This is a genomic window from Saccharothrix sp. NBAS 001, from assembly GCF_056640475.1.
The window spans coordinates 4,053,791-4,078,936 of the sequence record NZ_CM153251.1 but is presented as its reverse complement, the minus strand read 5'-3'; the positions used below and the strand labels follow the sequence as shown (position 1 = coordinate 4,078,936).

At 71.7% G+C, this 25,146-nt stretch carries 25 protein-coding genes; 17 read left to right on the top strand and 8 right to left on the bottom strand.

Annotated features, from left to right (window positions below; all coding sequences use genetic code 11):
- Positions 1-45: 45 nt before the first annotated feature.
- Positions 46-648 (top strand): histidine phosphatase family protein, encoded by a 603-nt coding sequence (locus tag AC0HI0_RS16945; protein ID WP_480933333.1) that lies wholly within the window; start codon positions 46-48, stop codon positions 646-648.
- A gap of 112 nt (positions 649-760) precedes the next feature.
- Here the strand turns inward: AC0HI0_RS16945 and arsM are convergent, their stop codons facing one another.
- The gene (gene arsM, locus AC0HI0_RS16940; RefSeq protein ID WP_480933332.1) at positions 761-1,576 is read right to left on the bottom strand and encodes an arsenite methyltransferase; all 816 of its coding nucleotides are present in this window, start codon (positions 1,574-1,576) and stop codon (positions 761-763) included.
- An 82-nt stretch (positions 1,577-1,658) separates the two neighbouring features.
- Here arsM and AC0HI0_RS16935 point away from each other — a divergent pair, with 82 nt between their 5' ends.
- The 3 genes from AC0HI0_RS16935 (at position 1,659) to AC0HI0_RS16925 (ending at position 3,622) form a co-directional block, all read left to right on the top strand.
- Complete coding sequence (locus tag AC0HI0_RS16935) at positions 1,659-2,027, top strand: ArsR/SmtB family transcription factor (RefSeq protein ID WP_480933331.1); 369 nt, start codon at positions 1,659-1,661, stop codon at positions 2,025-2,027.
- Between the two features lie 62 nt (positions 2,028-2,089).
- On the top strand, positions 2,090-3,118 hold the full coding sequence (arsB, locus tag AC0HI0_RS16930; protein ID WP_480934312.1) for an ACR3 family arsenite efflux transporter: 1,029 nt from the start codon (positions 2,090-2,092) through the stop codon (positions 3,116-3,118).
- Between the two features lie 90 nt (positions 3,119-3,208).
- The gene (locus AC0HI0_RS16925; RefSeq protein ID WP_480934311.1) at positions 3,209-3,622 is read left to right on the top strand and encodes an arsenate reductase ArsC; all 414 of its coding nucleotides are present in this window, start codon (positions 3,209-3,211) and stop codon (positions 3,620-3,622) included.
- A gap of 61 nt (positions 3,623-3,683) precedes the next feature.
- Here AC0HI0_RS16925 and AC0HI0_RS16920 read toward each other — a convergent pair whose 3' ends face one another.
- Entirely contained in the window at positions 3,684-5,000 is a 1,317-nt protein-coding gene (locus AC0HI0_RS16920) for a GAF domain-containing protein (protein ID WP_480933330.1), read from the bottom strand.
- A gap of 195 nt (positions 5,001-5,195) precedes the next feature.
- Here AC0HI0_RS16920 and AC0HI0_RS16915 point away from each other — a divergent pair, with 195 nt between their 5' ends.
- A complete protein-coding gene (locus tag AC0HI0_RS16915; protein ID WP_480933329.1) occupies positions 5,196-5,666 on the top strand; it encodes a DUF6292 family protein in 471 nt (156 codons plus the stop codon).
- Between the two features lie 406 nt (positions 5,667-6,072).
- Here AC0HI0_RS16915 and AC0HI0_RS16910 read toward each other — a convergent pair whose 3' ends face one another.
- A complete protein-coding gene (locus tag AC0HI0_RS16910) occupies positions 6,073-6,291 on the bottom strand; it encodes a hypothetical protein (protein WP_480933328.1) in 219 nt (72 codons plus the stop codon).
- A 397-nt stretch (positions 6,292-6,688) separates the two neighbouring features.
- Here AC0HI0_RS16910 and AC0HI0_RS16905 point away from each other — a divergent pair, with 397 nt between their 5' ends.
- Entirely contained in the window at positions 6,689-8,914 is a 2,226-nt protein-coding gene (locus tag AC0HI0_RS16905; protein WP_480933327.1) for a catalase, read from the top strand.
- Between the two features lie 9 nt (positions 8,915-8,923).
- Here the strand turns inward: AC0HI0_RS16905 and AC0HI0_RS16900 are convergent, their stop codons facing one another.
- The gene (locus AC0HI0_RS16900; protein WP_480933326.1) at positions 8,924-9,997 is read right to left on the bottom strand and encodes a fatty acid desaturase family protein; all 1,074 of its coding nucleotides are present in this window, start codon (positions 9,995-9,997) and stop codon (positions 8,924-8,926) included.
- Positions 9,998-10,500: 503 nt separating this feature from the next.
- On the opposite strand from AC0HI0_RS16900, the gene AC0HI0_RS16895 reads away from it, so the two are divergent.
- The 8 genes from AC0HI0_RS16895 to AC0HI0_RS16860 all read left to right on the top strand — a co-directional run bounded on the left by AC0HI0_RS16895 (position 10,501) and on the right by AC0HI0_RS16860 (position 18,500).
- A complete protein-coding gene (locus AC0HI0_RS16895) occupies positions 10,501-11,502 on the top strand; it encodes an iron-containing redox enzyme family protein (protein ID WP_480933325.1) in 1,002 nt (333 codons plus the stop codon).
- Complete coding sequence (locus tag AC0HI0_RS16890) at positions 11,499-11,711, top strand: CDGSH iron-sulfur domain-containing protein (protein WP_480933324.1); 213 nt, start codon at positions 11,499-11,501, stop codon at positions 11,709-11,711. The genes AC0HI0_RS16895 and AC0HI0_RS16890 overlap by 4 nt, the downstream gene beginning before the upstream one ends.
- Positions 11,712-12,017: 306 nt before the next feature.
- A complete protein-coding gene (locus tag AC0HI0_RS16885) occupies positions 12,018-12,152 on the top strand; it encodes a hypothetical protein (RefSeq protein ID WP_480933323.1) in 135 nt (44 codons plus the stop codon).
- A gap of 307 nt (positions 12,153-12,459) precedes the next feature.
- Positions 12,460-12,591, top strand: a complete 132-nt coding sequence (locus AC0HI0_RS16880) for a hypothetical protein (protein WP_480933322.1) — start codon at positions 12,460-12,462, stop codon at positions 12,589-12,591.
- A gap of 95 nt (positions 12,592-12,686) precedes the next feature.
- On the top strand, positions 12,687-13,439 hold the full coding sequence (locus AC0HI0_RS16875) for a hypothetical protein (RefSeq protein WP_480933321.1): 753 nt from the start codon (positions 12,687-12,689) through the stop codon (positions 13,437-13,439).
- Positions 13,436-15,622, top strand: a complete 2,187-nt coding sequence (locus AC0HI0_RS16870) for a cysteine peptidase family C39 domain-containing protein (protein ID WP_480933320.1) — start codon at positions 13,436-13,438, stop codon at positions 15,620-15,622. The genes AC0HI0_RS16875 and AC0HI0_RS16870 overlap by 4 nt, the downstream gene beginning before the upstream one ends.
- Positions 15,619-16,461, top strand: a complete 843-nt coding sequence (locus AC0HI0_RS16865; protein ID WP_480933319.1) for a hypothetical protein — start codon at positions 15,619-15,621, stop codon at positions 16,459-16,461. Before AC0HI0_RS16870 ends, AC0HI0_RS16865 begins: the two co-directional genes overlap by 4 nt.
- A complete protein-coding gene (locus tag AC0HI0_RS16860) occupies positions 16,458-18,500 on the top strand; it encodes an ATP-binding cassette domain-containing protein (protein WP_480933318.1) in 2,043 nt (680 codons plus the stop codon). The genes AC0HI0_RS16865 and AC0HI0_RS16860 overlap by 4 nt, the downstream gene beginning before the upstream one ends.
- Before the next feature lie 92 nt (positions 18,501-18,592).
- On the opposite strand, the gene AC0HI0_RS16855 is transcribed toward AC0HI0_RS16860, so the two are convergent.
- A complete protein-coding gene (locus tag AC0HI0_RS16855; RefSeq protein ID WP_480933317.1) occupies positions 18,593-20,032 on the bottom strand; it encodes an FAD-dependent monooxygenase in 1,440 nt (479 codons plus the stop codon).
- A 114-nt stretch (positions 20,033-20,146) separates the two neighbouring features.
- On the opposite strand from AC0HI0_RS16855, the gene AC0HI0_RS16850 reads away from it, so the two are divergent.
- The gene (locus AC0HI0_RS16850) at positions 20,147-21,112 is read left to right on the top strand and encodes an Lrp/AsnC family transcriptional regulator (RefSeq protein WP_480933316.1); all 966 of its coding nucleotides are present in this window, start codon (positions 20,147-20,149) and stop codon (positions 21,110-21,112) included.
- 31 nt (positions 21,113-21,143) lie between these two features.
- Here the strand turns inward: AC0HI0_RS16850 and AC0HI0_RS16845 are convergent, their stop codons facing one another.
- A complete protein-coding gene (locus AC0HI0_RS16845; RefSeq protein ID WP_480933315.1) occupies positions 21,144-22,007 on the bottom strand; it encodes a phosphotransferase family protein in 864 nt (287 codons plus the stop codon).
- 239 nt (positions 22,008-22,246) lie between these two features.
- On the opposite strand from AC0HI0_RS16845, the gene AC0HI0_RS16840 reads away from it, so the two are divergent.
- The gene (locus tag AC0HI0_RS16840) at positions 22,247-22,537 is read left to right on the top strand and encodes a DUF4342 domain-containing protein (protein ID WP_480933314.1); all 291 of its coding nucleotides are present in this window, start codon (positions 22,247-22,249) and stop codon (positions 22,535-22,537) included.
- Between the two features lie 264 nt (positions 22,538-22,801).
- Here the strand turns inward: AC0HI0_RS16840 and AC0HI0_RS16835 are convergent, their stop codons facing one another.
- Both AC0HI0_RS16835 and AC0HI0_RS16830 read right to left on the bottom strand, forming a co-directional pair.
- On the bottom strand, positions 22,802-23,011 hold the full coding sequence (locus AC0HI0_RS16835; protein ID WP_480933313.1) for a hypothetical protein: 210 nt from the start codon (positions 23,009-23,011) through the stop codon (positions 22,802-22,804).
- A 93-nt stretch (positions 23,012-23,104) separates the two neighbouring features.
- Positions 23,105-23,719: a TetR/AcrR family transcriptional regulator gene (locus AC0HI0_RS16830; protein WP_480933312.1), complete on the bottom strand. Its 615-nt coding sequence runs from the start codon at positions 23,717-23,719 to the stop codon at positions 23,105-23,107.
- A gap of 110 nt (positions 23,720-23,829) precedes the next feature.
- Between AC0HI0_RS16830 and AC0HI0_RS16825 the strand changes: the two genes are divergently transcribed.
- On the top strand, positions 23,830-24,510 hold the full coding sequence (locus tag AC0HI0_RS16825) for a nitroreductase (protein ID WP_480933311.1): 681 nt from the start codon (positions 23,830-23,832) through the stop codon (positions 24,508-24,510).
- Positions 24,511-25,146 lie beyond the last annotated feature (636 nt).

The window sequence follows — 25,146 nt, the reverse complement described above, 5'->3', positions numbered from 1 at the left end:
ACTCCGAGGAAGGAGATCGGGAGACACGCGCCTCCCGACCCGCACATGGCGACGAGATACCTCTACATCTCCCGGCACGGCGACGCCGACGCCTTCGGCAACCTCACCGACACCGGCCGCGAGCAGGCCAGGCTGCTGGGCAAGCGTTTGGCGCACCTGCCCATCACCGCCGTCTGGCACTCACCACTCCCACGGGCCGCAGACAGCGCGCAACAGCTCAACATCCTCCTCAGCGGGAACGCGCCCGTGGCCGAGGCTCCGGAACTCATCGACCACGTGCCCTACGTGCCGTCCCAGGGGGAGACCCCGCAACCGTGGATACCGTTCTTCGACGGCTACGACACCGCCGAAGCCGCCGCCGGGAACGAGGTCGCCCAAGCGCTCACCGCGAGGTTCGCCGTCGCGCCCGAAGGCGACACAGACGTGCACGAGGTGCTCATCACCCACGCGTACCCCATCGCCTGGCTCGTGCGCGACGCCCTCGGCGCTCCGCCCGTGCGCTGGCTCAGCCTCAACAGCGCCAACACCGCGCTCACCGTCATCGAGTACCGGCCCGGAATCCCGCCCGCCGTCACCATGTTCAACGACATGAGCCACCTCCGCGCCGACCTCCGCTGGACGGGCTTCCCCGAGACCGTGCGCCCCTGATCGAGTACGGGTGCGGAGTCCGACCACCGCACAAGGCGGTGACGCACGATCCGTGCCACCTCCGGGCGATCGCCCCGCACCGCGAGCGGGACGCCCGCCCCGGGCCGCTTGGTCAGCAGGTGGCGCAGCATCCGCCGGTGGTCGGGGCCGCGCTCGACGCCTGGTCCGCGACCTCGACGGGCGTGGTGGCGCGGATGATCGCGGAGTGCATGTCCTCGGCGACCTGGTGGGTGGGGGTGATCTCGATGTCGGTGAAGCCGGCGGCGGCCAGGTGGTCGCGGTATTCGGCGAACGAGAGGGCTCCGGCGATGCAGCCGACGTAGCTGCCGCGTTCGGCGCGCTGGTCGGCGGTGAGGTGGTCGGCGGCGACGACGTCGGAGATGCCGATGCGGCCGCCGGGGACCAGGACGCGGGCCATCTCGGCGAACACGGCGGGCTTGTCGACCGAGAGGTTGACCACGCAGTTGGAGATCACCACGTCGATCGTGTCGGCGGGCAGCGGGATGGCCTCGATCGTGCCTTTGAGGAATTCGACGTTGGTGGCACCGGCCTTGCGGGTGTTGGCCAGGGCGAGGGCGAGCATCTCCTCGGTCATGTCCACCCCGTACGCCTTGCCGGTGGGCCCGACGCGGCGGGCGGAGAGCAGCACGTCGATCCCGCCGCCGGAGCCGAGGTCCAGGACCCGCTCGCCCTCGCGCAGGTCGGCGACGGCGGTGGGGTTGCCGCAGCCCAGGGACGCGGCGACCGCGTCGGCGGGCAGGGCGTCGCGGTCGGCCCCGCTGTAGAGGCCGGACCCGAAGTTGGCGTCCACCTCGACCGGGGACGGCCCGCAGCAGCCGGATGTCGTGCCGCCGGTGGTGACGGCGACGGCCGTGGCGGCGTAGCGCTGCCGGACGGTCTCGCGCAGGTCGGTCGCCTGGTCGCCCATGGGATGGCCCTTCTCGTGCCTCTGATTCGACGTTTGTCTATCCAAGCTTGCGCACTGCATCGAAGCTTGTCAATATAGAAGCATGTCGAAACAAGAGCCGGTCACGCCGCCCGCCCGGTCCGACGGGTGCTGTCCGGGGCTGCTGACCGCGCCGTTGGGGGCGGAGCAGGCGGCGGAGCTGGCACCGGTGTTCAAGGCGTTGGGCGACCCGGTGCGGCTGCGGCTGCTGTCGATGATCGCCTCCCGCGCGGGCGGCGAGGTGTGCGTGTGCGAGCTGACCCCGGCGTTCGAGCTGTCCCAGCCGACCATCTCGCACCACCTGAAGCTGTTGCGCCAGGCCGGTTTGATCGACTGCGAGCGGCGCGGCACGTGGGTCTACTACTGGCTGCTGCCCGAGGTCACCGACCGGCTCGCCGCGCTGCTCACCCGCCCCGCCGGGGTGGCGCGGTGACCGCGTCACCCACGACCACCGCCGACGACGGCCCGGCGTCGACCGGTCCGGTGGCGGCCCGGATGTCGGTGCTGGACCGGTGGCTGCCGGTGTGGATCGGCGCCGCGATGGTGGTCGGCCTGCTCGTGGGCCGGTGGGCACCGGGCGTGGGCGGGGTGTTGAACGCGGTCGAGGTGGACGGGATCTCGTTGCCGATCGCGCTCGGGTTGTTGGTGATGATGTACCCGGTGCTGGCCAAGGTCCGCTACGACCGGCTGGGCACCGTCACCGGCGACCGCCGGCTGCTGTGGTCCTCCCTGGCGTTGAACTGGGTGGTGGGTCCGGCGCTGATGTTCGCGTTGGCGTGGCTGCTGCTGCCGGACCTGCCCGAGTACCGCACCGGCCTGATCATCGTCGGTCTGGCGCGCTGCATCGCGATGGTGGTCATCTGGAACGACCTGGCGTGCGGCGACCGGGAGGCCGCCGCCGTGCTGGTCGCGCTGAACTCCGTGTTCCAGGTCGTCGCCTTCGGGCTGCTCGGCTGGTTCTACCTGTCCGTGCTGCCCGCCTGGCTCGGCCTGCCGACCGCCGACCTGGCGGTGTCGGGGTGGCAGATCGCGCGGAGCGTGCTGATCTTCCTCGGCGTGCCGCTGGTGGCGGGCTACCTGACGCGCCGCCTGGGCGAGCGCTCGAAGGGCCGTGAGTGGTACGAGACCCGGTTCCTGCCCAAGGTCGGGCCGGTCGCGTTGTACGGCTTGCTGTTCACCATCGTGGTGCTGTTCGCCCTGCAAGGCGACCAGATCACCTCCCGCCCGCTCGACGTCGCCCGGATCGCGTTGCCGCTGCTGCTGTACTTCGCGTTGATGTGGGCCGGTTCCCACGCCCTGGGCCGGGCGATCGGCCTGGGCTACGAACGCACCACCACGCTGGCGTTCACCGCCGCGGGCAACAACTTCGAACTGGCCATCGCGGTCGCCATCGCGACCTTCGGCGCGAGCAGCGGCCAGGCGCTGGCCGGGGTGGTCGGCCCGCTGATCGAGGTGCCCGTGCTGGTGGGCCTGGTCTACGTCTCCTTGGCGCTGCGCCGCCGTTTCAGATCGTCGTCACGCTGACCCGAACCCCCGTGTGAAGGCCCCGCCATGCCCGCCGCCCCCCACGTCGCCGAACCGCCCGACCGCGAAGCCACCAACCAGGGAGCCCCCGTGTCCGACCTGCCCGAGGTGCTGTTCGTCTGCGTCCACAACGCCGGCCGCTCCCAGATGGCCGCAGCCTTCCTGCACCACCACGCCGGAGGCCGGGTCGTGGTCCGCTCCGCCGGGTCCGCGCCCGCCGACACGATCAACCCCGCCGTGGTCGAAGCCATGGCCGAACTCGGGCTCGACCTGTCGCGGGAGTTCCCCAAACCGCTCACGACCGAAGCCGTCCGTGCCGCCGACGTCGTCATCACCATGGGCTGCGGGGACACCTGCCCCGTCTTCCCCGGCAAGCGCTACCTCGATTGGCGACTCGACGACCCCGCCGGACAGGGCGTCGACGCCGTGCGCCCGATTCGCGACGAGATCGACCGCCGGGTCCGCGCCCTGCTCGCCGAACTGCTCGACGCTCCAACCCGTTGAGCCTTGGTGCGACGACGCTGCGGCGAACAGGTCGGGCAGGCTGCCTGCCAGAGGCGGCAGTTCATCCGGTGTGCGATGTCCGGGGCGTCGTGCTCGGGCGGGGGCGGCGGTCTACGAAGGCGGCGAGGCCGCCCATCTCCTCGCTGGCGATGAACGCCGAACGCACGCTGAGCAGGGCCTCCTCGGCGTGGTCGTGGCACCCCCAGGCCGAATCGCCCCAGGCGTCGGCGACCTTGAGGTCCGCCGCCGCGGTGCACCCCTCGAAACCGCCGAGTTGGCAGTGATCGGGGTGCGGTGCGGCGGCCTGAGCGGCGGTGGCGGCGCGCATCCGGTCGAACAGCTCCGCTGCGGCCTCGGCTCGTTGCTCGGCCTCGGCCCGCAGTTTCTGCTCCGCGCGCACCGCCTCCGCCAACTCGGCGCGGGCGGCTTCGGCGCGGGCTTCGGCGTCACGGCGCGCCTGTTCGCCGTGGTGGCGTTCGATGGCCAGGGCGGCGGTGCCGGCGAAGACGCGCGCCAGGGCGAGGTCGGAGCCCTGCGGAACCTGCGGTACCCGGTGGTACATGGCGAAGGTGCCCAGCAGGGTGCCGTCGCGGGCGAGGATCGGCGTCGACCAGCAGGCGGCCAGGCCCGCGCGGTCGGCGAGGTCCCGGAAGTCGTCCCAGAACGGGTCGGTGGCGATGTCGGTGACGACGACCGGTTCCCGCCGGTGCGCGGCGGTCCCGCAGGACCCGACGCCCTCGCCGGTCGCGATCCCGTCGATGGCCTCGTTGTAGAAGTCGGGCAGGCCGGGTGCGGCACCGTGGCGCAGGTGCAGGCCGTCCGGGTCGGCGAGCAGCACCGAGACGAGCACCTCCTGCGGGGCGAGGTTCTCGATGCAGCGGGCCATCCCGTCGAGGACGTCGCCCAGCGGAGCCTGCCGCGCGATCTGCTCCAGCAGTGCCCGGTGCTCGGCCAGCAGCCGCTGGGTGTGCTTGACCTGGGTGGTCTCCACCCCGATCACCTGGATCCCGACGAGCCCGCCCCCGGCGTCGTGGCGCGGCTCGCAGGTGAAGTCGAAGAACGCCTCCCGCGCCGGCGGCCCGGCATCGAGCACGACCCGCACGTCGCGGCCGGTGTGGGCCTCGCCGGTGCGCGACACCTGGTCGAGCAGGGCGATGAAGCCCTGACCGGCCAGTTCGGGCATCACCTCCGCCAGCGGGACGCCGACGCCCGCCCGGCCCCCGCCGACCGCGGCGAAGAACGTCGGGTTCGCCGTCTCCACCACGTGGTCCGGCCCCGCCAGCGAGGCGAACAGGGCAGCGGACTGCCCGAACAGGTCCCGCAGGTCCTCCTCGGCCGCCGGCTGTGCGGTGCGGGGCCGACCTGATGCCGCCTTCATGGTGCCGTCCATTCCTCGCTTGTGGAGGTCACCGTAATGCCGAGGACGCGATCGCGTGCACGGCGGCCCTGCCGAGCGGCACCCGACGAGGAACCGGACCGGCCGTGAACGAGCCCGTTTGGACAACCCGTCCAGCGGGTACGTGGTCAGGGCGTCAAACAGTCGGCGCATCGGTCTCCGGGACGGAAGCGGGCGATGCGCGTGGAGTGGGACTTCGACGATTTCCTGATGCGGGCGTTGCAGAGCTACGTCCGCGTGGTCGCCGTGGAGCTGGGGCTCTCCGGTGAGAGTTCCTACGTTCAGCCGGAGTGGCCGAGGAGCGCTTACCTGGCGTTGGACGGCAGGCTCCCCGGCTACCAGGATCGTGACGTGGCGCTCGTCTGGGACGAGCTGACCGGGTGGTCTGTGGCGGTGGAGACGCACAGCGGTGAGGAGCTGGCGATCCAGGCGCACTTCGGCGCGCACAACGTGCCCGAGCCCTCGGAGATCGCCCGGTGGGTGCGCCAGGTGTTCGACGGCCATCACACGACCGGGATGCAGGCCCCGCCGGATGGACGGATCCAGGAGGATCTGACCGCCCGTCTGGCACCTTATGTCGCCCGTGCGCTGGGGGCGAAGCCGTGGACCGACGTCCGGCTGCCCGATGTCGTGGAGAACCCCGCTTGATCCGCTCTGCCGCCGCCCTGGTCGAGGGCCGGAGGGTCGTGACGCGCGGTGCGGATCGGACTGCGCAGTACGCCATTCCGATCCGCACCGCGCTACCAGGCCGGAGCGCACGCGCTGGTTGTTCAACGCACCGCGTCGAACCTGGCCGGGCCACCCTCTCGGGCGACCCTGCCGTGCTCTGCGCAGATACCGGCAGACCGGTACTACCCCGATGCGTCGCCTCTCACACAGCGATCCACTCCGCCGTTCGGGTGTTGTCACACGCGGATCCGGCTGGAGTGACCGTCCAGGATTGTCGACGGCGTGTCGGGTCGAACGCGGGGAGCACCTCGGGCGCACCGGATGTGTCCGACGCTCCGGTTCGGGCACCCGGAGGGCTCGTCCCGGGCCGGCCGCCTCGATACCGTCAGCGGACCCGGCGTGGCTGAGCCTCGATGATGGTCGCGGTGTCCACTACCGACATCGAGTGGCCGGGTCGCGAGACCGGCACCCAGGCACGTGCCGTGTCCGGGTCGACCACGTGGTCGCCCACGACGAGGCCCTGCACGAAGACAGCGGTGTCGAACGAGTCGGGGTTGAGGTAGGTGACGAGCGTGCCGGGAGCAGGGCAGGAGGGACCTGTCATCGCGAACTCCTGGAGACGGCCCGCTTGTGCGGGCACCGCCTGTGCCACGCCGGAAGCGCGTCGCCGAACGTTTCGGCGTATGGGCTCGGATACCTCGTAGGGAACCGCCGAAACAGTTCCGACCTGCCCCGACCGGCCACCACCCGTTCGGTGACGATCGCACCGGAGTCGGCCTGTCCCACGCCGCTTGCGTCACGCGGGCTTGGCTTCGGTTCGGTGTGCACGGTGCACGGGTCACCGAAGCCGACAGCGGTGGCGCGGCCGGCAGCACGGCGTAACTCTCCGTGCTCTCGTTGTAGCCGATCGGATTCGGGGATCCGGTGTAGACCGCACGCTCTCGGGTAGCCGCCGGACGAAGAGAAGTTCGCTGGTGTCCGAGAACTCGGCGGAGGTTGTCGTGAGCGCGTCGAAGAAATCGGGGAAGAAGGCGGCGGAGACGGCCGGGCGGGCGATTCCGGGAGCCCCCGCGAGCGAGCCGCCCTCGCTCGTCCCGCCGACGGAGCCGCGCGAGCCGTTGCCGCCCAAGTCCGATCAGGACGCACCGGACACGGTCTCGCCGACCGGCGCACCGACCGATGCCCCGAAGGCAGCGAACAGTCGGCAAGGCGCGTTCCTGACCACGGCGCAGGGCGTGCGCTTGCATGACACCGACCACTCGCTCAAGGCAGGGGAGCGCGGTCCGACGTTGTTGCAGGACCACCACCTGCGCGAGAAGATCATGCACTTCGACCACGAACGCATCCCGGAGCGGGTGGTGCACGCCCGGGGCGCCGGCGCTCACGGTGTGTTCGTCGGCTACGGAACCGCCGAAGGCATCTGCAAAGCCGGGTTCCTGAAAGAAGACGTGGCGACGCCGGTGTTCGTCCGGTTCTCCACCGTCGTGGGGTCGCGCGGTTCGGCCGACACCGTGCGCGACACTCGTGGGTTCGCCACGAAGTTCTACACCCAGGAGGGCACGTTCGACCTGGTGGGCAACAACATCCCGGTGTTCTTCATCCAGGACGGCATCAAGTTCCCCGACGTCGTCCACGCGGTGAAGCCGCACCCGGACCGGGAGATCCCGCAGGCGCAGAGCGCGCACGACACGTTCTGGGACTTCGTCTCCCAGCACACCGAGGCCACCCACCACGTGCTGTGGCACGTCTCCGATCGCGGCGTGCCGCGCTCGTACCGGACCATGGAGGGCTTCGGCGTCCACACCTTCCGGCTGGTGAACGAGGCCGAGGAGACGGTGCTGGTGAAGTTCCACTGGAAGCCGAAGCTCGGCGTGCACTCCCTGCTGTGGGAGGAGGCGCAGCTCCTCGGCGGCGTGGACCCGGACTTCCACCGGCGCGACCTGTACGACGCGATCGAGTCCGGGGCCTTCCCGCAGTGGGAGTTGGGCGTCCAGGTCTTCCCGGACACGCCCGAACAGACCTTCGACGGCATCGACCTGTTGGACTCGACCAAGCTGGTGCCCGAGGAACTCGCGCCCGTGCAGCCGATCGGGACCCTCACGCTCGACCGCAACCCGACCAACTTCTTCGCCGAGTCCGAACAGGTCGCCTTCCACACCGGCCACCTGGTCCCGGGCATCGACGTGACCGACGACCCGCTGCTGCACGCGCGGCTGTTCTCCTACCTCGACACGCAGTTGACCCGCCTGGGCGGGCCGAACTTCAGCCAGATCCCGATCAACCGCCCGCACGCCCCGGTCAACGACATGCTGCGCGACGGGTTCCACCAGCAGGCCGTGCACGGAGGTGTCGCGCCCTACAAGCCGAACACGCTCGACGGCGGCTGCCCGTTCCACGCCGGCACCGCCGACAAGGCGTTCGTCGAGGTGCCGCAACGGGTCGCCGAGGCCACGAAGGTCCGGCGGGCGGCGGCGTCGTTCGACGACCACTTCACCCAGCCCCGGTTGTTCTTCCACAGCCTCGACCCGGTCGAGCAGGAGCACGTGATCCGCGCGCTCACCTTCGAGCTGGGCAAGTGCTACGAACAGGCGATCAAGGAACGCGAACTGCTGGTGCTGGCCAAAGTGGACGAACGGTTGTCCGCAGCGGTCGCGGCCGGGCTCGGCCTGCCCGCGCCGGAGGCGCACGAGCTGCCCGAGGTCGTACCGAGCCCGGCGCTGTCCCAGCTGGGGCAGGAGTGGCCGGTCGACGGCCGGACCGTCGGAATCGTCGTGGACGCCGACGACCCGGACAGCTTCGACGGCGTGCGCGTCGCCCGTGAAGCGCTCTTCGCCGCCGGTGTCGTGCCGCTGGTCGTCTCGGCCAGGGGCGGCGACCTCGGTGACGGGCTCGTCGCCCAGCGGACCTTCCTCACTGCCCGTTCCGTCGAGTTCGACGCCCTCCTGCTGGCCGCCACACCCCCGCCCGCGCCCGACGCGCCGCCCGCGCGTGACGAGGGGGCGGGCAACGGATCCCCGATCGACCCGCGTGTCGACCTCCTCGTCGACGAGACCTACCGCCACGCCAAGGCGATCGGCGCGTGGGGCAGCGCGGCCGTCGGCACCGGATCGGGTGTGATCACCGACGACAGCCCGACCGAGGTGGTCGAGCAGGTGTTGGCCTTGATGCGCCGACACCGCGTCTGGGACCGCCTCACACCTGCCGACGACCCGCCACGGCAGGGCTGAGACCGGTGGTCAACTCCGGGAGGTTGCCGCTTTCACCGCACCGTCACGCAAGGGGGCACGCAAGGGCGCGCCCGCGTCGTGCAGGTGGCGCAGGACCTGGGCGTAGGACGAGCGCAGGCCGGCCTTGCTGTAGGGGATGCCGTGGCGGGCGCAGAAATCCTCGACGATGGGCTGCGCGCGGCGGAGGTTCGGGCGGGGCATGTGGGGGAACAGGTGGTGTTCCACCTGGTGGTTCAGTCCGCCGAGCAGGGCGTCGACCCAGCGTCCGCCGGTGACGTTGCGCGAGGTGAGGACCTGCTTGCGCAGGTGGTCCAGCCGTTGCCCCTTGGCGATGATGGGCATTCCCTTGTGGTTGGGCGCGAAGGAGCAGCCGAGGTAGACGCCCATCAGCCCCTGGTGCACCGCCATGAACACGATCGCCTGCCACGGCGACAGCACGAGGAACAACGCCGTCAGGTACCCGGCGGCCGGCAGCACCTGCAACGCGGCTTCCCGCCAGGGGCGCTGGAGTTCCCGGTCGCGCAGGGCCTGGAGTCCGGAGATCCGCAGCACGACCGCTTCGGCCAGCAGGAGCGGGAAGAAGAGGAACGCCTGGTACTTCGTGATCCACCGGTACAGGCCGTGCTTGGCGTCGGCCTGGGCGCGGCTGAAGGCGATGGCGTGGATCTCGATGTCCGGGTCGTGGTCCTCGTGGTTGGGGTTGGCGTGGTGGCGGTTGTGCTTGGCGAACCACCACTGGTAGCTGATCCCGGTGAGGCTGCCGTGCAGGTGCCCGACGAGGTCGTTGTGGCGGTGGGAGCGGAAGATCTGCCGGTGCCCGGCGTCGTGGCCGATGAACGCGAACTGGGTGGACACGAAGGCGAAGAACACCGCGAGCAGCACCTGCCACCACGAGTCTCCCAGCAGCGCGAACACCAGTCCGCCCGCAGCGAGCAGCAGGACGTTGAGGCTCATCCGCAGCGCGTAGTAGCCACGTCGCTTGTCCAGCAGGCCGGCGTCCCTGACTTCCCGGGTCAGGCGGGCGAAATCGCTGCCTGGTCGGGTCTCGGGAGGTTGCGTCGGGGAGGCGGTTGACGGCGTCATGTGCGTGTGCCTTCTGTGAGCGGATATTCGTCCATTGTGGACATTGCGGCGAGTTCTCGAACGGTCGGAATCGCACCCTGACGACGAACGCTGTCAGGACACGCGATGAGGCTTCGCTTCAGGACTGACAACCGGGACTGCCCCGTTCATCGAACCCCTTGACGTGCCTGGCGTGCACACAGGCCGCCAGGGGCCGGGGCGGCACTTTCGCGAAAGTTCGGCGCACTGGACATGCGCCATCGCGGTCGCTCCTCCAACCATCGCACCGGCCACTGTCCACCGCAACCGGAGCAGCGACAGCTCCCCGACGCACTTCCTCCGGGCATCGGCCGGACAGGAGGGAGGAGCGTACGCCGCTTCAACGCGTGAAGTGGACGTGTTGCCTGGTCACCGCCCCTGTTCCAGCAGCTCCCACTGTGAGATGGATTGCCGGACGCGGACGCTTCGGATGCGCCAAACGGGGGTATTTCCTGATCCCGAGCCCCGTCCCCCAGGAGCGCCTCATGCGACTGCCCCAGCCCCGTGGACCGCTGAGTTCGGCGGTGGTCGAGGCGCTGCGCGGGCCGCGCCGCCATGTCGCGCCGTGGCCCGACCACGTGCAGACCGCCGACGTCGTCCACGACGAAGATCTCCAACTGGCCCTCTGGACCTGCTACGAGCTGCACTACCGGGGTTTCGCCGACGTCGACGACTCGTGGGAGTGGTCGCCGGAACTGATCGCGTTCCGCAGCGGACTGGAGGACCGGTTCCTCGACGGGCTGCGCGCGCTCGCACCGACGACCGCGGTCGAGCCCGAGGCGGTGCCGGACGCGCTGGCCGACCTCGTCGCCGCCGACGACGGGCCGTCCCTGGCCGGCTACCTGCAACGCGAAGCCACCCAGGAGGAGTTCCGCGAGTTCGTGGCACTGCGCTCGGTCTACCACCTCAAGGAGGCCGACCCCCACTCCTGGGCCATTCCCCGCCTCGAAGGCCGCGCCAAGGCCGCCCTGGTGGAGATCCAGGCCGATGAGTACGGCGGCGGACTCGTAGAGCGGATGCACTCCGAACTCTTCCACGACGTCATGCGCTTCCTCGATCTCGACGACACCTACGGCCACTACGTCGACCGCGCGCCGGCGGTGACCCTCGCCGTCACCAACACCATCTCCCTGTTCGGCCTGCACCGGGACCTCACCGGCGCACTGGTCGGGCACCTCGCCGCGTTCGAGATGACCTCGTCGCTGCCCAACCGCCGTTACGGCAACGGGTTGCGACGCCTCGGCGGCGACACCCGGGCCACCCGGTTCTACGACGAACACGTGGAGGCCGACGCCGTCCACGAACAGATCGCCGCGCACGACCTGTGCGGCACCTACGCGAAGACCCACCCCGACGCGGCGGACGACGTGCTCTTCGGCGCTGCGGCCTGCCTGGCCGTGGAAGCGGAGTTCGGCCGGGCCCTCCTGGACCGGTGGTCACGTGGACTGTCCGCATTGCACACCAAGGTCTTGGAGCACACGGAATGAGCGAACGCGCCACCATCACCTCCTACGAGAACGGCCCGCTGCTCGTGCGCGGCGATTTCGAACTGCGCACCCACGACGGCGAACTCATCAGCCCCGGACGCGGCACCGTCGCTCTGTGCCGGTGCGGCAAGTCCGCGCTCAAACCCTTCTGCGACGGCACCCACAAGGCCGCCGGCTTCCACGCCCCCGGCGGCGACCGCGAGCGGTGACCTGGAGCGGTCCCGTGGACGTGCGCACCCATGGAGCAGGGGGCCGTGGTCGCCGCCGGAAAGAGTAGTCGGGTGCGCCGTTTCCAGTATTCCGGGCGAAATGGCTACCAGGGTCGGGTCGTCCGGGACCGGCAGAAGGAATAATTGCTCGGTACTGCCGGAATTCCTGCTTCCTTTTCTGTGTGGTGGGGTGGTCGGCGGGTCAATTAGATTCTGGTCGTAGCCGAAAGGCGGCACCGCGAGGATGTCGCACTCCGGATTTGCCACGAGCTTCGACCGAAGCTCGTCCGACCGAGGGGAAGAACAATGGCGAACAACCAGATCGACCTGACCTCCGACGACGTCGAGATCGCCGCCATCGAGATCGACGACGCCGACCTGGACACCGTCGCGGGCGGCTCCGGCGAGTACGGCAACGGTCGTCGTCTGCCCGTGATGTAGGCGGTCGACCCCCGGGACGGACGGGCGCGCCGGGGACCTGGCCCCGGTTCGCCCGCCCGCACCTGTCGAACATCTTCTTTTAATCTCCTGTTCCGCGCCTCGATACGCATTCTTCGGAAAGTCGGGCTCCATTCATCGGGACCGGCAGAAAAAGTGGAAGTTCCGTTTTGCCGGTGCTTCTGCATGGTCGACCGGTCGACCCGGCCCATACGTTTCTCCCGTGGCCGAAAGGCGACACCGCGAGGACGACGACCTCCGGATCCGCAATGGGCTTCGACCGAAGCACGTCTGACCGAGGAGAAGAACAATGGCGAACACCCAGATCGACCTGACTTCCGACGACGTCGAGATCGCCGCCATCGAGATCGACGACGCCGACCTGGACACCGTTGCGGGCGGTATCGAGATGGGCGCCGGTCGCCGCATCCCCCGCGCGTAGGCAGACCGCAGGTCGGGCGCGTCGGGATCTTCTCCCGGCGCGCCCGTACGCGTTCTCGCACCGGGTCCGCGTCCCGGTCGACCGAGGAGGAATCGGTGAGGTTCCGGAAACGCGCGCTCGAATCGCTGGAGTCGCCCGAGCAGTTGGACGAGGTCGCGCACCTCGCCCCGGTGCCGGCCTGGCTGACCGCGCTCGCCCTGACCGCGGTGGTGGTCGCCGCGGGTGCCTGGTCGGTCTTCGGCACGGTGCCCAAGACCGTCTCCGCGCCCGGTGTGCTCACCCGCGCCGCCGGTGTGTCCACAGTGGACGCTACGCGCGCGGGCCTGGTGACCGCCGTCCTGGCTCGTTCCGGCGAACGGCTGGAGCAGGGCCAGGCGCTCTACGAGCTGACCGACGCCGACGGCGGCACGCTCACCGTCGGCTCGCCCTGGACCGCGTACGTGGTCGGCACGCTCGTCTCGCCCGGCCAGTGGGTGGCGACCGGGACCGGTGTCGCGAACCTCGAACGGCTCGACACGCCCGACGACCGGGTGCACGCCGTCGTCTACGTCGCCGCTGCGGCGGCACGGTCGGTGCGCGCCGGGATGCCGGTCGACCTGACCGGCGCGCCCGGCTCCGCCACCGGTGTGGTGCGCGAGGTCGGCGCGTTCCCGGAGACCGCCGATTCGCTGCGCGCCTTCCTCGGCCGGACCCGCGACGTCACGCCCTTCCTCGCCGCCGGCCCGGTCGTGGCGGTCACCGTCGACCCGACCGGTGACCTCGCCCGGGACCGGTGGGACTCGCAGGTCGTCGTCACGGCCCGCATCACGCTCGCCGACGAACACCCGGTCGACTGGCTGCTCTCGTGACCGCCGTCGCCGAGCGGACCGCGCGCCCCGCCCGCCGCCGGGTCCGCACGCCCACGCTCATCCAGATGGAGGCGACCGAGTGCGGCGCGGCGTCGTTGGGCATCGTGCTGTCCCACTACGGCAGGCACGTCCCGCTGGAGGAGCTGCGCCGGGACTGCGGGGTCGGCCGGGACGGCTCCACCGCGTCCGGTGTGGTGAAGGCCGCCCGGCGGCACGGGCTGACCGCCAAGGGCAAGCAGTGCGGGATCGCCGGCCTCGGCGGACTGCGGCTGCCCGCCGTCCTCTACTGGCGGTTCGAGCACTTCCTGGTGCTGGAGGGGATGGACCGCCGCCGGGTCCGGTTGAACGACCCGGCGCTGGGGCCCCGGGCCGTCCGGTGGGACGAGTTCGAGCGCTCGTTCACCGGTATCGCGATCGACCTGGGGCCCGGGCCCGCGTTCCGGCGCGAGGGTCGCCGGTTCGGTCTGCTCGCGGCGGTGGCCCGGCGGTGGCGCGGCCTCGGCTCGGTGGTTCCGCTGACCGTGCTGCTCGGGCTGCTCGTGGCGGTGGTGGGGATCGCGCTCCCGGTGCTGTCGCGGGTGTTCGTGGACCGGGTGCTGCTCGGCGGCGACACCGGCGTGGCGGCCGGACTGGTGTCGGCGCTGGCGATCGCGACGGTGATCACGTTCGTCGCGGCGCTCGTGCAGCGGCTCCTGCTGGTCCGGGCGGAGACCGCCGTCGCGCTCGGCGGGGCCGCCCGGTTCTTCCGGCACGTGCTGCGCCTGCCGCAGGCGTTCTTCGACCAGCGGTCGGCCGCCGACCTCGCGCACCGGGTCGAGACCAACGACGCGGTGGCGGAGGTGTTCACCAGGCGGCTCGCCGCGACCGCCGTCGACCTCGCGCTGGTGCTGGCCTACGGCGTCCTGCTCTGCTGGTACGACTTGGTGCTCGGGCTGTGCGCCACGGCGTGCTCCGGGCTCAACGTCGTGGTGCTGCGGTGGTTGTCGGGGATGCGCACGGCCGCCGTCGCCGGGGTCCAGGCGGAGCGGAGCCGCTGGTACGCCACCGTCGTCTCGACCATCGCGATGATCGAGACGACGAAGGCGAACGGGCAGGAGGATCTGGCCTTCCGGCAGTTCGCCGCCCGCCAGGCCGCGGTGAGCGGGGGCCGGCAGCGGGCCGGGGTCCCGGCCGCCGTGCTCGGCGTGGTCCCGACGCTGGTGATGGCGGTGACCACCGCCGTGCTGCTGGCCGTCGGCAGCGGGCTGGTCGTGGCGGGCACCCTGACCGTGGGCCTGCTCGTCGCGGTGCAGAGCCTGGTCACGGCGATGAACCGGCCGATCGACGACCTGGGCGAGGTCGGCGCCCGCGTGGCGGAGGTCGGCGTCGACGTCCGGCGGCTGCTCGACGTCGAGCACTACCCGGTTTCCCCGCCCCCGCCGGACCCCGTCACGGACGTGCCGATGGAGGGCCGGGTGGCGGTCGAGTCGGTCACCTTCGGCTACAACCTCTCGGCCGCGCCGCTGCTGGCCGACTTCTCCCTGGAACTGCCGCCCGGTGCCCGGGTCGCGCTCGTCGGCGGTTCCGGCAGCGGGAAGTCGACGGTGGGCAGGCTGGTCGCCGGGCTCCACCGGCCGTGGCGCGGGCGCGTCACGATCGACGGGTACGACCTCGCCGACCTGGACCCGGACCTGCGGGCGGCGACCACGGCGGTGGTCGACCCGGACGGGGCGCTGTTCCAGGGCACGGTGCGCGACAACGTGACCTTGTGGGACCCCACCATCGGCGACGACGACGTCCTCGCCGCGCTGGCCGACGCGCAGGTCCTGCACGAGGTGACCCGCCGGCCCGGCGGCCTGGACGCCCCGGTGCGCCAGGGCGGCCGGAACTTCTCCGGCGGGCAGCGGCAACGCCTGGTCATCGCCCGCGCCCTGGCCCGCCGGCCCCGGCTGCTGGTGCTCGACGAGGCGACCAGCGCCCTGGACACCGCGACCGAGCAGCTCATCGACGCCGACATCCGGCGACGCGGAGCGACCTGCCTGATCATCGCCCACCGGCTGGCCACCGTCCGCGACTGCGACCTGATCGTCGTGCTGGCGCACGGCCGGGAGGTCGAACGCGGCACGCACGACGAGCTGCTCGCCCGCGACGGCGCCTACGCCGACCTCGTCCGGCACCACGAGAACCCGGAGGTGACGCCGTGAACGACACCCCGGCGTGCTGGGACCTGCTCACCGCCTCGGCGTCGGCGGCGTCCGCGCGACCGCGCCGACTCGACGGCCGGCGGCTCGCCCACCTGGTCGAGGGCGGCCCGGTCGACGTCTTCGCGGTGTGGGAGCTGCCCGCCGGCGGGCAGTCCCGCCGGCGGTTCGTGGCGCGGTGCCCGGAGTTCAGCGCCCTGCCGCCGACGGTGGCCGGCGGCCGGCACCTCCAGGCGGTACCGCTGCCCGGCAGCCGGCTGCGGGAACTCGACGACCCGGCGTTCCCGGGGTGGGCCGCCGCGCTCGGCCCGGCGCTGGACCGGGCCCTGCAGGCGATGTCCGACCGGACCCGACCGGCGCACCCGCCGCGCGACAGCGAGCCGCTGCGGCCGGGCCCGCTCGCCGCCGGCCGGTCCGCGCTGTGCGCCCGACACCCGCTCTGGGTGCGGTCCGGCGGCTGGTTCCGGGTCAACGGCGGCGACGTCGTCACCGCCGGGCGGGACGCCGTCCTGCTCGCGGTGGGGGACTGGATCCACGCCGAGGACGACTGCGCCGTCGACCTCCGCGGCACGGCGGACGTTCTGCGCTCCGGCGGGCTCACCGACGTCGTCGGCGGCCACCTGACCCGCCTGGCCCGGACCGCCGTGGACGAGGCGCGGGCCGACGACGAACGCCTCCTCGCCGCGCTCGCCGAACGCCGGCGCGCCCACCGGTCCGCGCTCGCCACGACGGCCCACCGCGCCCTGGGCGAACTGGGCCTGGGCACCCGCACCGGCCCGGTGGACCGGACCGGCGACGAGCCCCGCGACGTGCTGCGCGCGGTGACCGGGTGGCGGCGGTGAGCACGTCGGCGGACCCGTGGGCGGCCCTGCGGGCGCACGCGCGGCAGTCCGGGATCCGCCTGCGCCGGACCCGGCTGGACCGGGGCTGGTGGCGGCGCGACGTCGGACCGCTGATCGGCCGGCGCACCGAGGGGACGGGCGACCCCGTCGCGGTGCCGCTGGAGTTCGCGCGCGGCCGCTACCACGTGGTCGACCCCCTGACCCGGGCGCGCACACCGGTGGACGCGGCCGGCGCGACCGCGTTCACCGACAGCGCCGCCGTACCGCACCTGCCGCTGCCCGCGCGGACCCGCCTGCGGGACCTGCTGCGCCGGGGGTTCACCGGCAACGGCCGCGACCTGCGCGGGATGCTGGTGGCCGGTGCGCTCGTCGCGGTCCTCCACCTGGCGACCCCGCTGATCATCGGCCAGGTCCTCGGCGGGCTCGTCCGGGGCGACCTGCGCGGCATGGCCTGGGACGTCGTCCTCTACCTGGCGACCGCGCTCGCGGCGGCGCTGCTGGAGGTCGTGCTGAACCTGCGGGCGCTGCGGTTCGAGGACCGGTTCGAGGCGAACCTCCACCTGGCGCTGTGGGACCGGCTGCTCCGGCTGCCCACCGGGTTCTTCCGGGGGACGACCAGCGGTGCGCTGGCGAACCGGGTCCTCGGCGTCGCCCACGCGCGGCAGGCCCTGGACGGGGTGCCCGCCAGGGCGCTGCTCGCGTTGTGCACCGCCTGCGCCGGGGTCGGGCTGCTGCTGGTCGTGGAGTCCGGGCTCACCCTGGTCGGGCTCGGGCTGGTCGCCGGCACGGCGCTGGCGAGCGCCGCGCTCGGCGCGGCGGTCGTGCGGCGGCAGCGGGCCGCGCTGCCCGCCGAGCACCGCGCCGCCTCGGTCACCGACGAGGTGCTGGCCGGCGTCACGACGATCAAGACCGCCGCCGCCGAACCCCGCGCGTTCAGCCGGTGGGCGGAGGCCGCGGTGGCGGCGCGGGCCGGCGTGCAGGGCGTGCGGCGGGTCCAGGCGGGGTTGGCGGCGCTGGTCACGGCGTTGCCGATCAGCGCGCAGCTGGTGCTGCTGGCGGTGCTGTCGGGTCCGCTGAGCGGGCAGGTGCCGGCCGACCGGTTCTTCACCGCCAACGCGGGGCTCGCGCTGCTGGTGCAGGCGGCGATCACGCTGTGCGCGGCCGGGGTCGACGTCGCCGCCGCGCTGCCCCGCCTCGAAGAGGTGTCCGACGTGCTCGCCGCGTCGCCGGAGAGCGAGCCGGGGGCGCGGCAGGTGGAACTCGCCGGCGAGGTCGAGGTCCGCGACGTGACGTTCCGCTACCCGGGCTCGGACGCGCCCGTGCTCGACGACGTCTCCCTCCACGTCCGACCCGGCGAGTTCGTCGCCCTCGTCGGTCCGAGCGGGTCGGGCAAGTCGACCCTGCTGCGGCTGCTGCTGGGGTTCGAACGTCCCGGCACGGGGGCGGTGCGCTACGACGGGCAGGACTTGGCGGGGCTGGACGTGGGGGCGGTGCGCCGCCAGTGCGGTGTCGTCCTCCAGGACGGGCGGCTGTTCGGCGGCACGCTGCGCGAGAACATCTGCGGTGCCGACCCGTTGCCGGTCGAGGCGGTGTGGGAGGCGGTCCGGCTGGCGGGGTTGGAGGAGGACGTCCGCCGGCTGCCGATGGGCCTGCACACCGTGGTGCCGTTCGGGGGCGGCACGTTGTCGGTCGGGCAGCGCCAACGCGTGCTGATCGCCCGCGCGCTCGCGACGAAGCCCAGGGTGCTGTTCTTCGACGAGGCCACCAGCGCGCTGGACAACCGGACCCAGGAGATCGTGACCGCCGGCACCCGCCGGTCGGCCGCCACCCGCGTGGTCGTCGCGCACCGGCTGTCGACCGTGCGGGACGCGGACCGGATCTTCGTCCTGGACCGGGGCCGGGTCGTGCAGGCCGGCACGTTCGCCGAGTTGTTCGCCGACACCGGCGGCCTGTTCCACCGGCTGGCGGCGCGGCAGGTGGTGGACACGCCGTCCGTGCACCCGGTCGGGTCGGAGCGCCCCGCGTCGCAGGTCGGTTGACGCCGGCACCGGATAGTCCAAAAAGGACATTCCATGCGTTTCCGTTGCGCCGTAAAGGTCACCGCGTGCAGCGGGAACGAAAGCGCTGTTGGTCAGCGCGGTTCGCCGAACCAGTGTCCGAGTGCCGGTCGAAGGCCGCCCGGGTCGCCTGCCCAGCACACGTAGCCGTCCGGCCGGACGAGCATCGGCTCGGCGACGGCGGCCCGACCCGCGCGGTCCACCCGGTCCCGCCACGGGGCGGCGACTTCGGCGAACCTGTCGGCCGGGTCGATCAGCACGCCGTGCCCGTGCCGCAGAAGCTCGTGCGACCGGACGGGGCCGAGGTCCAGATCCGGTGCGGGAAGGCCGACGAGCGGGTGTTCCCCGGCGCCCGGCATCCGGTAGCGGATGCCCATCCCGGACAGCATGTCGTCAAGGTGGTACTGCACGTCCCGCAGTTGCGTCAGGGCGGTGAACACTTCCCTGGCGGCGGTCAGGTCCGGGTCGCAGGTGCCTTCCTGGTCCATCAGCAGGCTCTGCGCCTGGACGTTGCGCAGGACGGCGGCGGCGACCGGGTGGCGTTCGGCGTGGTAGGTGTCGAGCAGGTGCGCGGAGGCTGTGCCGTGCACCGCGGCACCGAGTTTCCACCCGAGGTTGAGTGCGTCCTGTATGCCCGTGTTCATGCCCTGTGCGCCGATCGGGAGGTGGACGTGGGCGGCATCGCCCGCCAGGAACACCCGCCCGTGCCGGTACTGCGCCGCCTGCCGGGCCGCGTTGGTGATGCGGCGGGCGTAGCGCAGTTCGAGCAGCTCCACCCGGGAGCCGAAGACGGCTCGCAGCCCCTCGGCGATCTCGTCCTCGGTGACCGGGACCTCCCTGGGCAGCGACCGGCCCGGTCCGCCCAGCGAGAGCCGGCGCAACGGCCTGCCCTGGGCGTCGGCGCCGAGCGGGAACACCGACGCCCAGTGCCCGTCGCTGCTCCGGTTGTGCGGTGTCGGCTGGTCGTCGCCGCCCAACCGCACGTCGGCGGCGATGACGGTCCTCGTGCCCGGCCTGCCGGGGAACTCCGCCCCGAGCAGCGACCGGACCGTGCTGTGGCCGCCGTCGGCCGCGACCAGGTAGCGGGAGCGGATGACAACGCCACTCGCGAAGGTCGCGGTGACCCCGTCCGCGTCCTGGTCGATGCCGGTCAACTCGTGGTCGCGCCGCACGTGGATGCCTTGTGCGGCAAGGTGTTGCTCCAGAAAGCCCTCGATCACCACCTGCGGGATGGACCGCCACTGAAGCCGGTGCCTGCCTGTGGTGAGCGGGAGCGCGATACCGGCGAAGTGGGCCGTTCCGATCTGGTGATTTCCGGTGGCCAGCAACGGTTCCAGCAGCCCGCGCTGGTCGAATGCCTCCTGCGTGCGGGACTGCACGCCGCCCGCCTTCGACAACGTGCTGCGCTGCGACAGCTTGTCGACCAGCACGGCGCGGACTCCCGCAACCCGCAGCTCGTTGGCCAGCATCAAGCCGGTCGGGCCGGCCCCGACGACGAGCACTTCGGTGTCCATGGCTCCCCCTTGGTCGTGGCGATCGGGACGAGAGCAACGCTCGGCCGTCCGACGCGGTCACGCCAGAAACCGGCTTGATTGCGCAGGTATCCGACGCTCGCTACCTTCGGATCGGTGGAATCCGACTACGACGAGCTGGATCGTCGGCTCGTGCACGCCCTGCAGATCAACGGCCGGGCCCCGTTCAGCACGATCGGCGCGGTCCTCGGCGTGTCGGATCGCACCATCGCCCGCCGGTACGCCCGGTTGCGGTCGGCCGGGGTGGTGCGAGTGCTCGGCGGGGTCGACCCGACCGCGCTGGGCGCGGTGCTGTGGTTCCTGCGGGTGCGCTGCGCGCCGGCCGCGTCGGTCCCGGTCGCGCAGGCGTTGGCCCGGCGACCCGACACGTCCTGGGTGAGCATCACCTCCGGCGGCACGGAGATCACCTGCACGGTCCGCACCGAGAGCGCCGCCGACAGCGAGACGTTGCTGCTGGCCAAGCTCCCGCGCACCCCACGGGTGGAGGGGGTGACCGCGCACTCCGTGCTGCACGTGTTCTACGGCGGCTCGGACAGCCTGGTCGCCAAGCTCGGTTCGCTGGACGAGGAGGCGATCGAGCGGCTGCGCCCGCTCCCGGTGCCGCACCGCCCCGGGCCGGTGCGGCTCGATGAGGGGGACCGCAGGCTCCTCGCCGCGCTCGCCGCCGATGGCCGGGCCGAGTTCGAGCAGTTGGCCGCGGTGACCGGCTGGTCGCCGACGACGGTCCGGCGCAGGATGACCGAGCTGCGTGAACGCGGGGTGCTGTACCTGGACATCGACGTCGACGAACGCCTGTTCGGTGCCGGTCCTCGAACCCTGCTCTGGCTCTCGGTCGTCCCCACGCACCTGGAGGAGGCCGGCGCGGCGCTGGCCGGACACCCGGAGATCGCGTTCGCCGCCGCCACGACCGGGCCGACGAACCTGTACGCGAGCGTTGTGTGCGCGGACCAACGGGAGCTGTACCGGTACCTGACCGGCCGGGTGGCCATGCTGCCCGCCATCACACACGTGGAGACCGCGCCGGTGATCAAGACCGTCAAGCAGGCCGTGAACCAGACGTAGCGACCAAACCGCCTACGCGCGCAGTACGCCGCTAGCCGGCATCGGTGACGAGAGCACCGAGTGCGGGCCACGGTGGACCCTTGCGGAGCAGGGACAGGATGTTCCGGCCGTGCCGGTGCCCGTCCGGGAAGTCGTCGCGGACGTCCCAACGCCAGGCGGCGACCAGCGCGAGCACGAGCCGTCGGCATTCCGCGAGCAGGATCTGATCGACACCCGGATAACGTGCGCCGACCGCCTCCGGCGCGTGGGCCACGTCGAACTCGACGGGGCCGCGGCAGCACGTCTCGAAGTCGATGAACAGCAGGCCCTCGCGGGTGCTGAGGAGGTTGCCGGGATGCGGTTCGCCGTGCAGCAACTGCTCGGCGGCACTGCGCCCGCGGATCCGTTCACGAGCGCTGTGCAGCGTGCCGAGGAGGAGATCCCGGTCGGTCTCGGTGAGCGCGGGGGATGCATCCCGGTGCGCGACCAGCCGTTCGGCCTCCGCGACTCGGTCCAGGAAGTGCGGGGTTGCGATGTCGACGCTTCGCATCCCGGCGTGCAGGCGCTGGAGCGCGTCCGCGTAGGCGCCTGGGAAATCCAGGTCAGCAGGTACGGTGTCGTAGTAGGTCCACAGGGTCACGGCGAAGCCGTCGCGTTCGTAGACCCGTGGCTTGACCCGGGATTCCAGCGCTGCGACAGGGCTCGCGATCGCGGCGAGTCGACCGGCGACCTCGACTTCGAGCGCGGCCACCTCGTGTCCCACCACTGCGACGCGGGCGAAAACGTTGCACGGCAACAGGTGCAGGGCCAGCATGTTCGAATCGTTGATCACGACCGCGTCGTCGACCCGCAGGTGCAGCTCTCCGGCCAGTGCCGTCACTGCTGCCATCGCACGCGAAACGATCTGCGCCTCCACGCCGTGGATCTTCGCACGTGCGCGCGTCATCGACAGAAGCGGACGTTGTGCGGCCGGCCTGCACAACGGATTCCGCCGCGCGGCCGTCGAACGTGGTGAGCCATGTCCAGGGGCCAGTAGTGGTGAGCGGCGCCCTGAGGGGCGAATCAGGTAGGGGATCGGGGGGATCCCTGATGGCGGGATGTCCGACCACGGGCATGCTGGAGGCGTCAAGGGACATCCGCAGTTCGAGGAGAATCATGAGCGAATTCAAGCCCGAGTCCCCCCGTCCCGCCGTGGACGCCGTGGTCGACGCCGTTCGCGGCTTGGTCAACGAGGGCATCAACCGTCGTGTGGTGGTGCGTGACAGCAAGAACGACGTGGTGCTGGAGGTGCCGGTGGCTCTCGGGGTGGTCGCGGTGCTGGCCGCTCCGGTGGTCACCACGATCGGTGCTGGTGTCGCGCTGGTCGGCAAGTGCGGGATCAAGGTCGAGAACCGCCGCCGGCCCGGCAGCCAGCCCGCGACCACGGTCGATGCCGAACAGGGGTAGTCGGCAGGGCGTGCCGTTCGACGACCTGCCGGTCGAGCCGCGATCGCGGGCGCTTCGCGGCGCGTGCCCGGTGTGGCTCCGGCGGAATTCCTGAGCACGGCGATTCTCTTGGGGGACGAAGACCACCGCACTGCGGCCACCTGCCCGCAGTGCTGAGAGAACCACGGCCACCGAGTATCCGGGGCTGCACATCCGGGGCTGTGCCGGATCGGTGCGGACAGCGCAACGCTGCGCGTCAGGATTCCACGGTCGACGGGCGTGAGGTCAGAGCAGGTGGAAGGTCCGGTAGCGGACGTCGGTGCACCGGGCAGCGCCGCTTTCGTGGTCGCTCACGATGTGGCGCGTGTCCCGGTGCTGTCCGCGCGGACGCAAGTACGTGTCGAACGCCTGGTGTGCACCGGCTGACTCCTCGGGCAGTTGCCCTGCTCGGTTGTCGAAGGTGCCACCAGGTTCGACGAGGTTGAAGGCGGTCACCTTCCTGGTGGCGATGTCGAGCGCGGCGAACAGAATCGGGGCGCTGCGCCGGACATCGTGTGATGTCGGGCCGTGGCGTAAGGAACGCCGCCCTCAAGCGGGCTTTCTGCGGCGGGTGGCGGGTCGGGCGGTCGCGGCGTCGAGCAGTGCCTCTGCGGCTGTCCGGGCGTGGCGGCCGCGCTCGGGGTCGTTGAACACCATCGCCCTGCTGGCCGCTCCGTCGGCGAGGATGGCCAGTTGCTCGCCGAGGACATCGGGATCGGCCGCGCCGAGTTCGCGCGCCAGGTCGATGACGCGCTGGGTGAAAAGCAGCTTCTGCTCGCGCGTGTAGGCGTGCACGGGGCTGTCCGGGTCCGGGAACTCGGCGGCGGCGTCGACGAACGGGCAGCCTCGGACGGGCCCGTCGCCGGCGTCCGGCACGCTGAACAGCTCCAGGAGCCGTTGCCTGGCGGAGAGGTCCGGTCGGTCCAGCGCGTGGCCGATCGTGCGGCCGGTCTCGGCGAGGTGGGCCAGGTAGGCCACCACCAGCTCGTCTTTGGCGGGGAAGTGCCGGTAGAGGGTGCGCTTGGAGACCGGTGCCGTGGACGCCACCTGCTCCATGCCCGTGGTGGCGATCCCCTGCGTCTCGAACAGCGCCGCAGCCGCTGCCAGGATGCGTTCCCGGCCTCCGCGCCCGCGACGACGGGCGGTGTCCGGCTGCTCGACCATGCCGTGAAGTGTACGTCACCGTTTACCTGAGCCCGACCGCCCGCTACAGTTCCCACCAGGTAAACGGGACCGTTTACCTTCGGGGTGCGACGCCACGCGGACGTGAGGCCATGATCACCGACCACCTGCCCGAATACGCCGAACACCTGATTCGCGGACGACGCGCCACCCGCGCGTTCCGCCCCGACACCGTGCCCGAGGACACCCTGCGGGCCGTCTTCTCGCTGGCCGGGGCGGCTCCGTCCAACTCCAACACCCAGCCCTGGCACGTCGAGGTCGTCAGCGGCGAGGCCCGCCACCGCCTCGGCGAGGCGCTGGTAGCCGCACACGCGCGCAACGACCTCTCTCTGGACTTCCCCTACAGCGAAGACCTCTACCAGGGCACTTACGGGCAACGACGCCGGCACGCGGGCGAGCGGTTGTACGCGGCTGCGGGAATCGGTCGCGACGACGGCGCGGCACGCGAGGCGTACAACGCCCGGAGCCTGCGCTTCTACGGCGCTTCGCACGTCGCACTGCTGTTCACCGCGCCTAACGCGGAGGTGCGCATGGCAGCCGACGTGGGCATCTACGCGCAGACGCTGATGTTGGCGATGACGGCATACGGCATCGCCAGCTGCCCACAGGGACTGCTGAGCTTCTACGCCGACACCATCCGCGCCGAACTGGGCATCCAGAACCGGAAGATCCTGCTCGGCGTGTCCTTCGGCTACGCCGACGACTCCTCGCCGGCCAACAACGTCACCGTGCCCCGCGCCGAACTCGGCGAGACCACACGATTCCACTCCTGAAGGACGCCGCCGCGCTCAACTGCACGTGGCCGCAGGTCGACGGAGGCGAGGGCATGTCGGTCGACGCTCCGGAGTGGGCACTTCGGGGAGCTTGGGCGGGATCTGACGGCGTGGCGACGTGTGAGGAGCTCCCAGGGTCGGCGCAGCACCGTTTCGGGCAGTGCCAGTGGCGGAAACGGTCAAGCGCGTCCGCCGCGAGTCGTTGTGGCAGGACCGCGGGGAGCGACCTCAACGTTTCGCTGGCTTGATCGGGACTTTCCTGGCAGCCATACGGCGCGGCGCAACCCCGAGCGGGATGGCCTGCACCTCCGTGATCCAGGCGGGCAAACGCCTCATGCGCGTCAACGTCGGTGAGGTCGGGGGAGTGGCCACGCTGGAACGCCGTGAACTTCGCAGGACCGGCTCGGCCGTCGTCCTGGCCCGCGATCGCCAGGAACACCTCGGGTCATTGCGCCGACGATCTCCGGTGCGGCGGGCGACCTCTCGACCTGCCCGGTGAAGAGGGCATCCCACGTCCCGGCGTCCACGACGCCGCTGTCGCGCAGCCCTTCCTGCTGCTGGAAAGCGATGGCCGCTCCCGTGCGGTCGGGCCGAGTCCGCCGTCGCCGTCCAGGTCGGTGCCGAACACGATGTTGG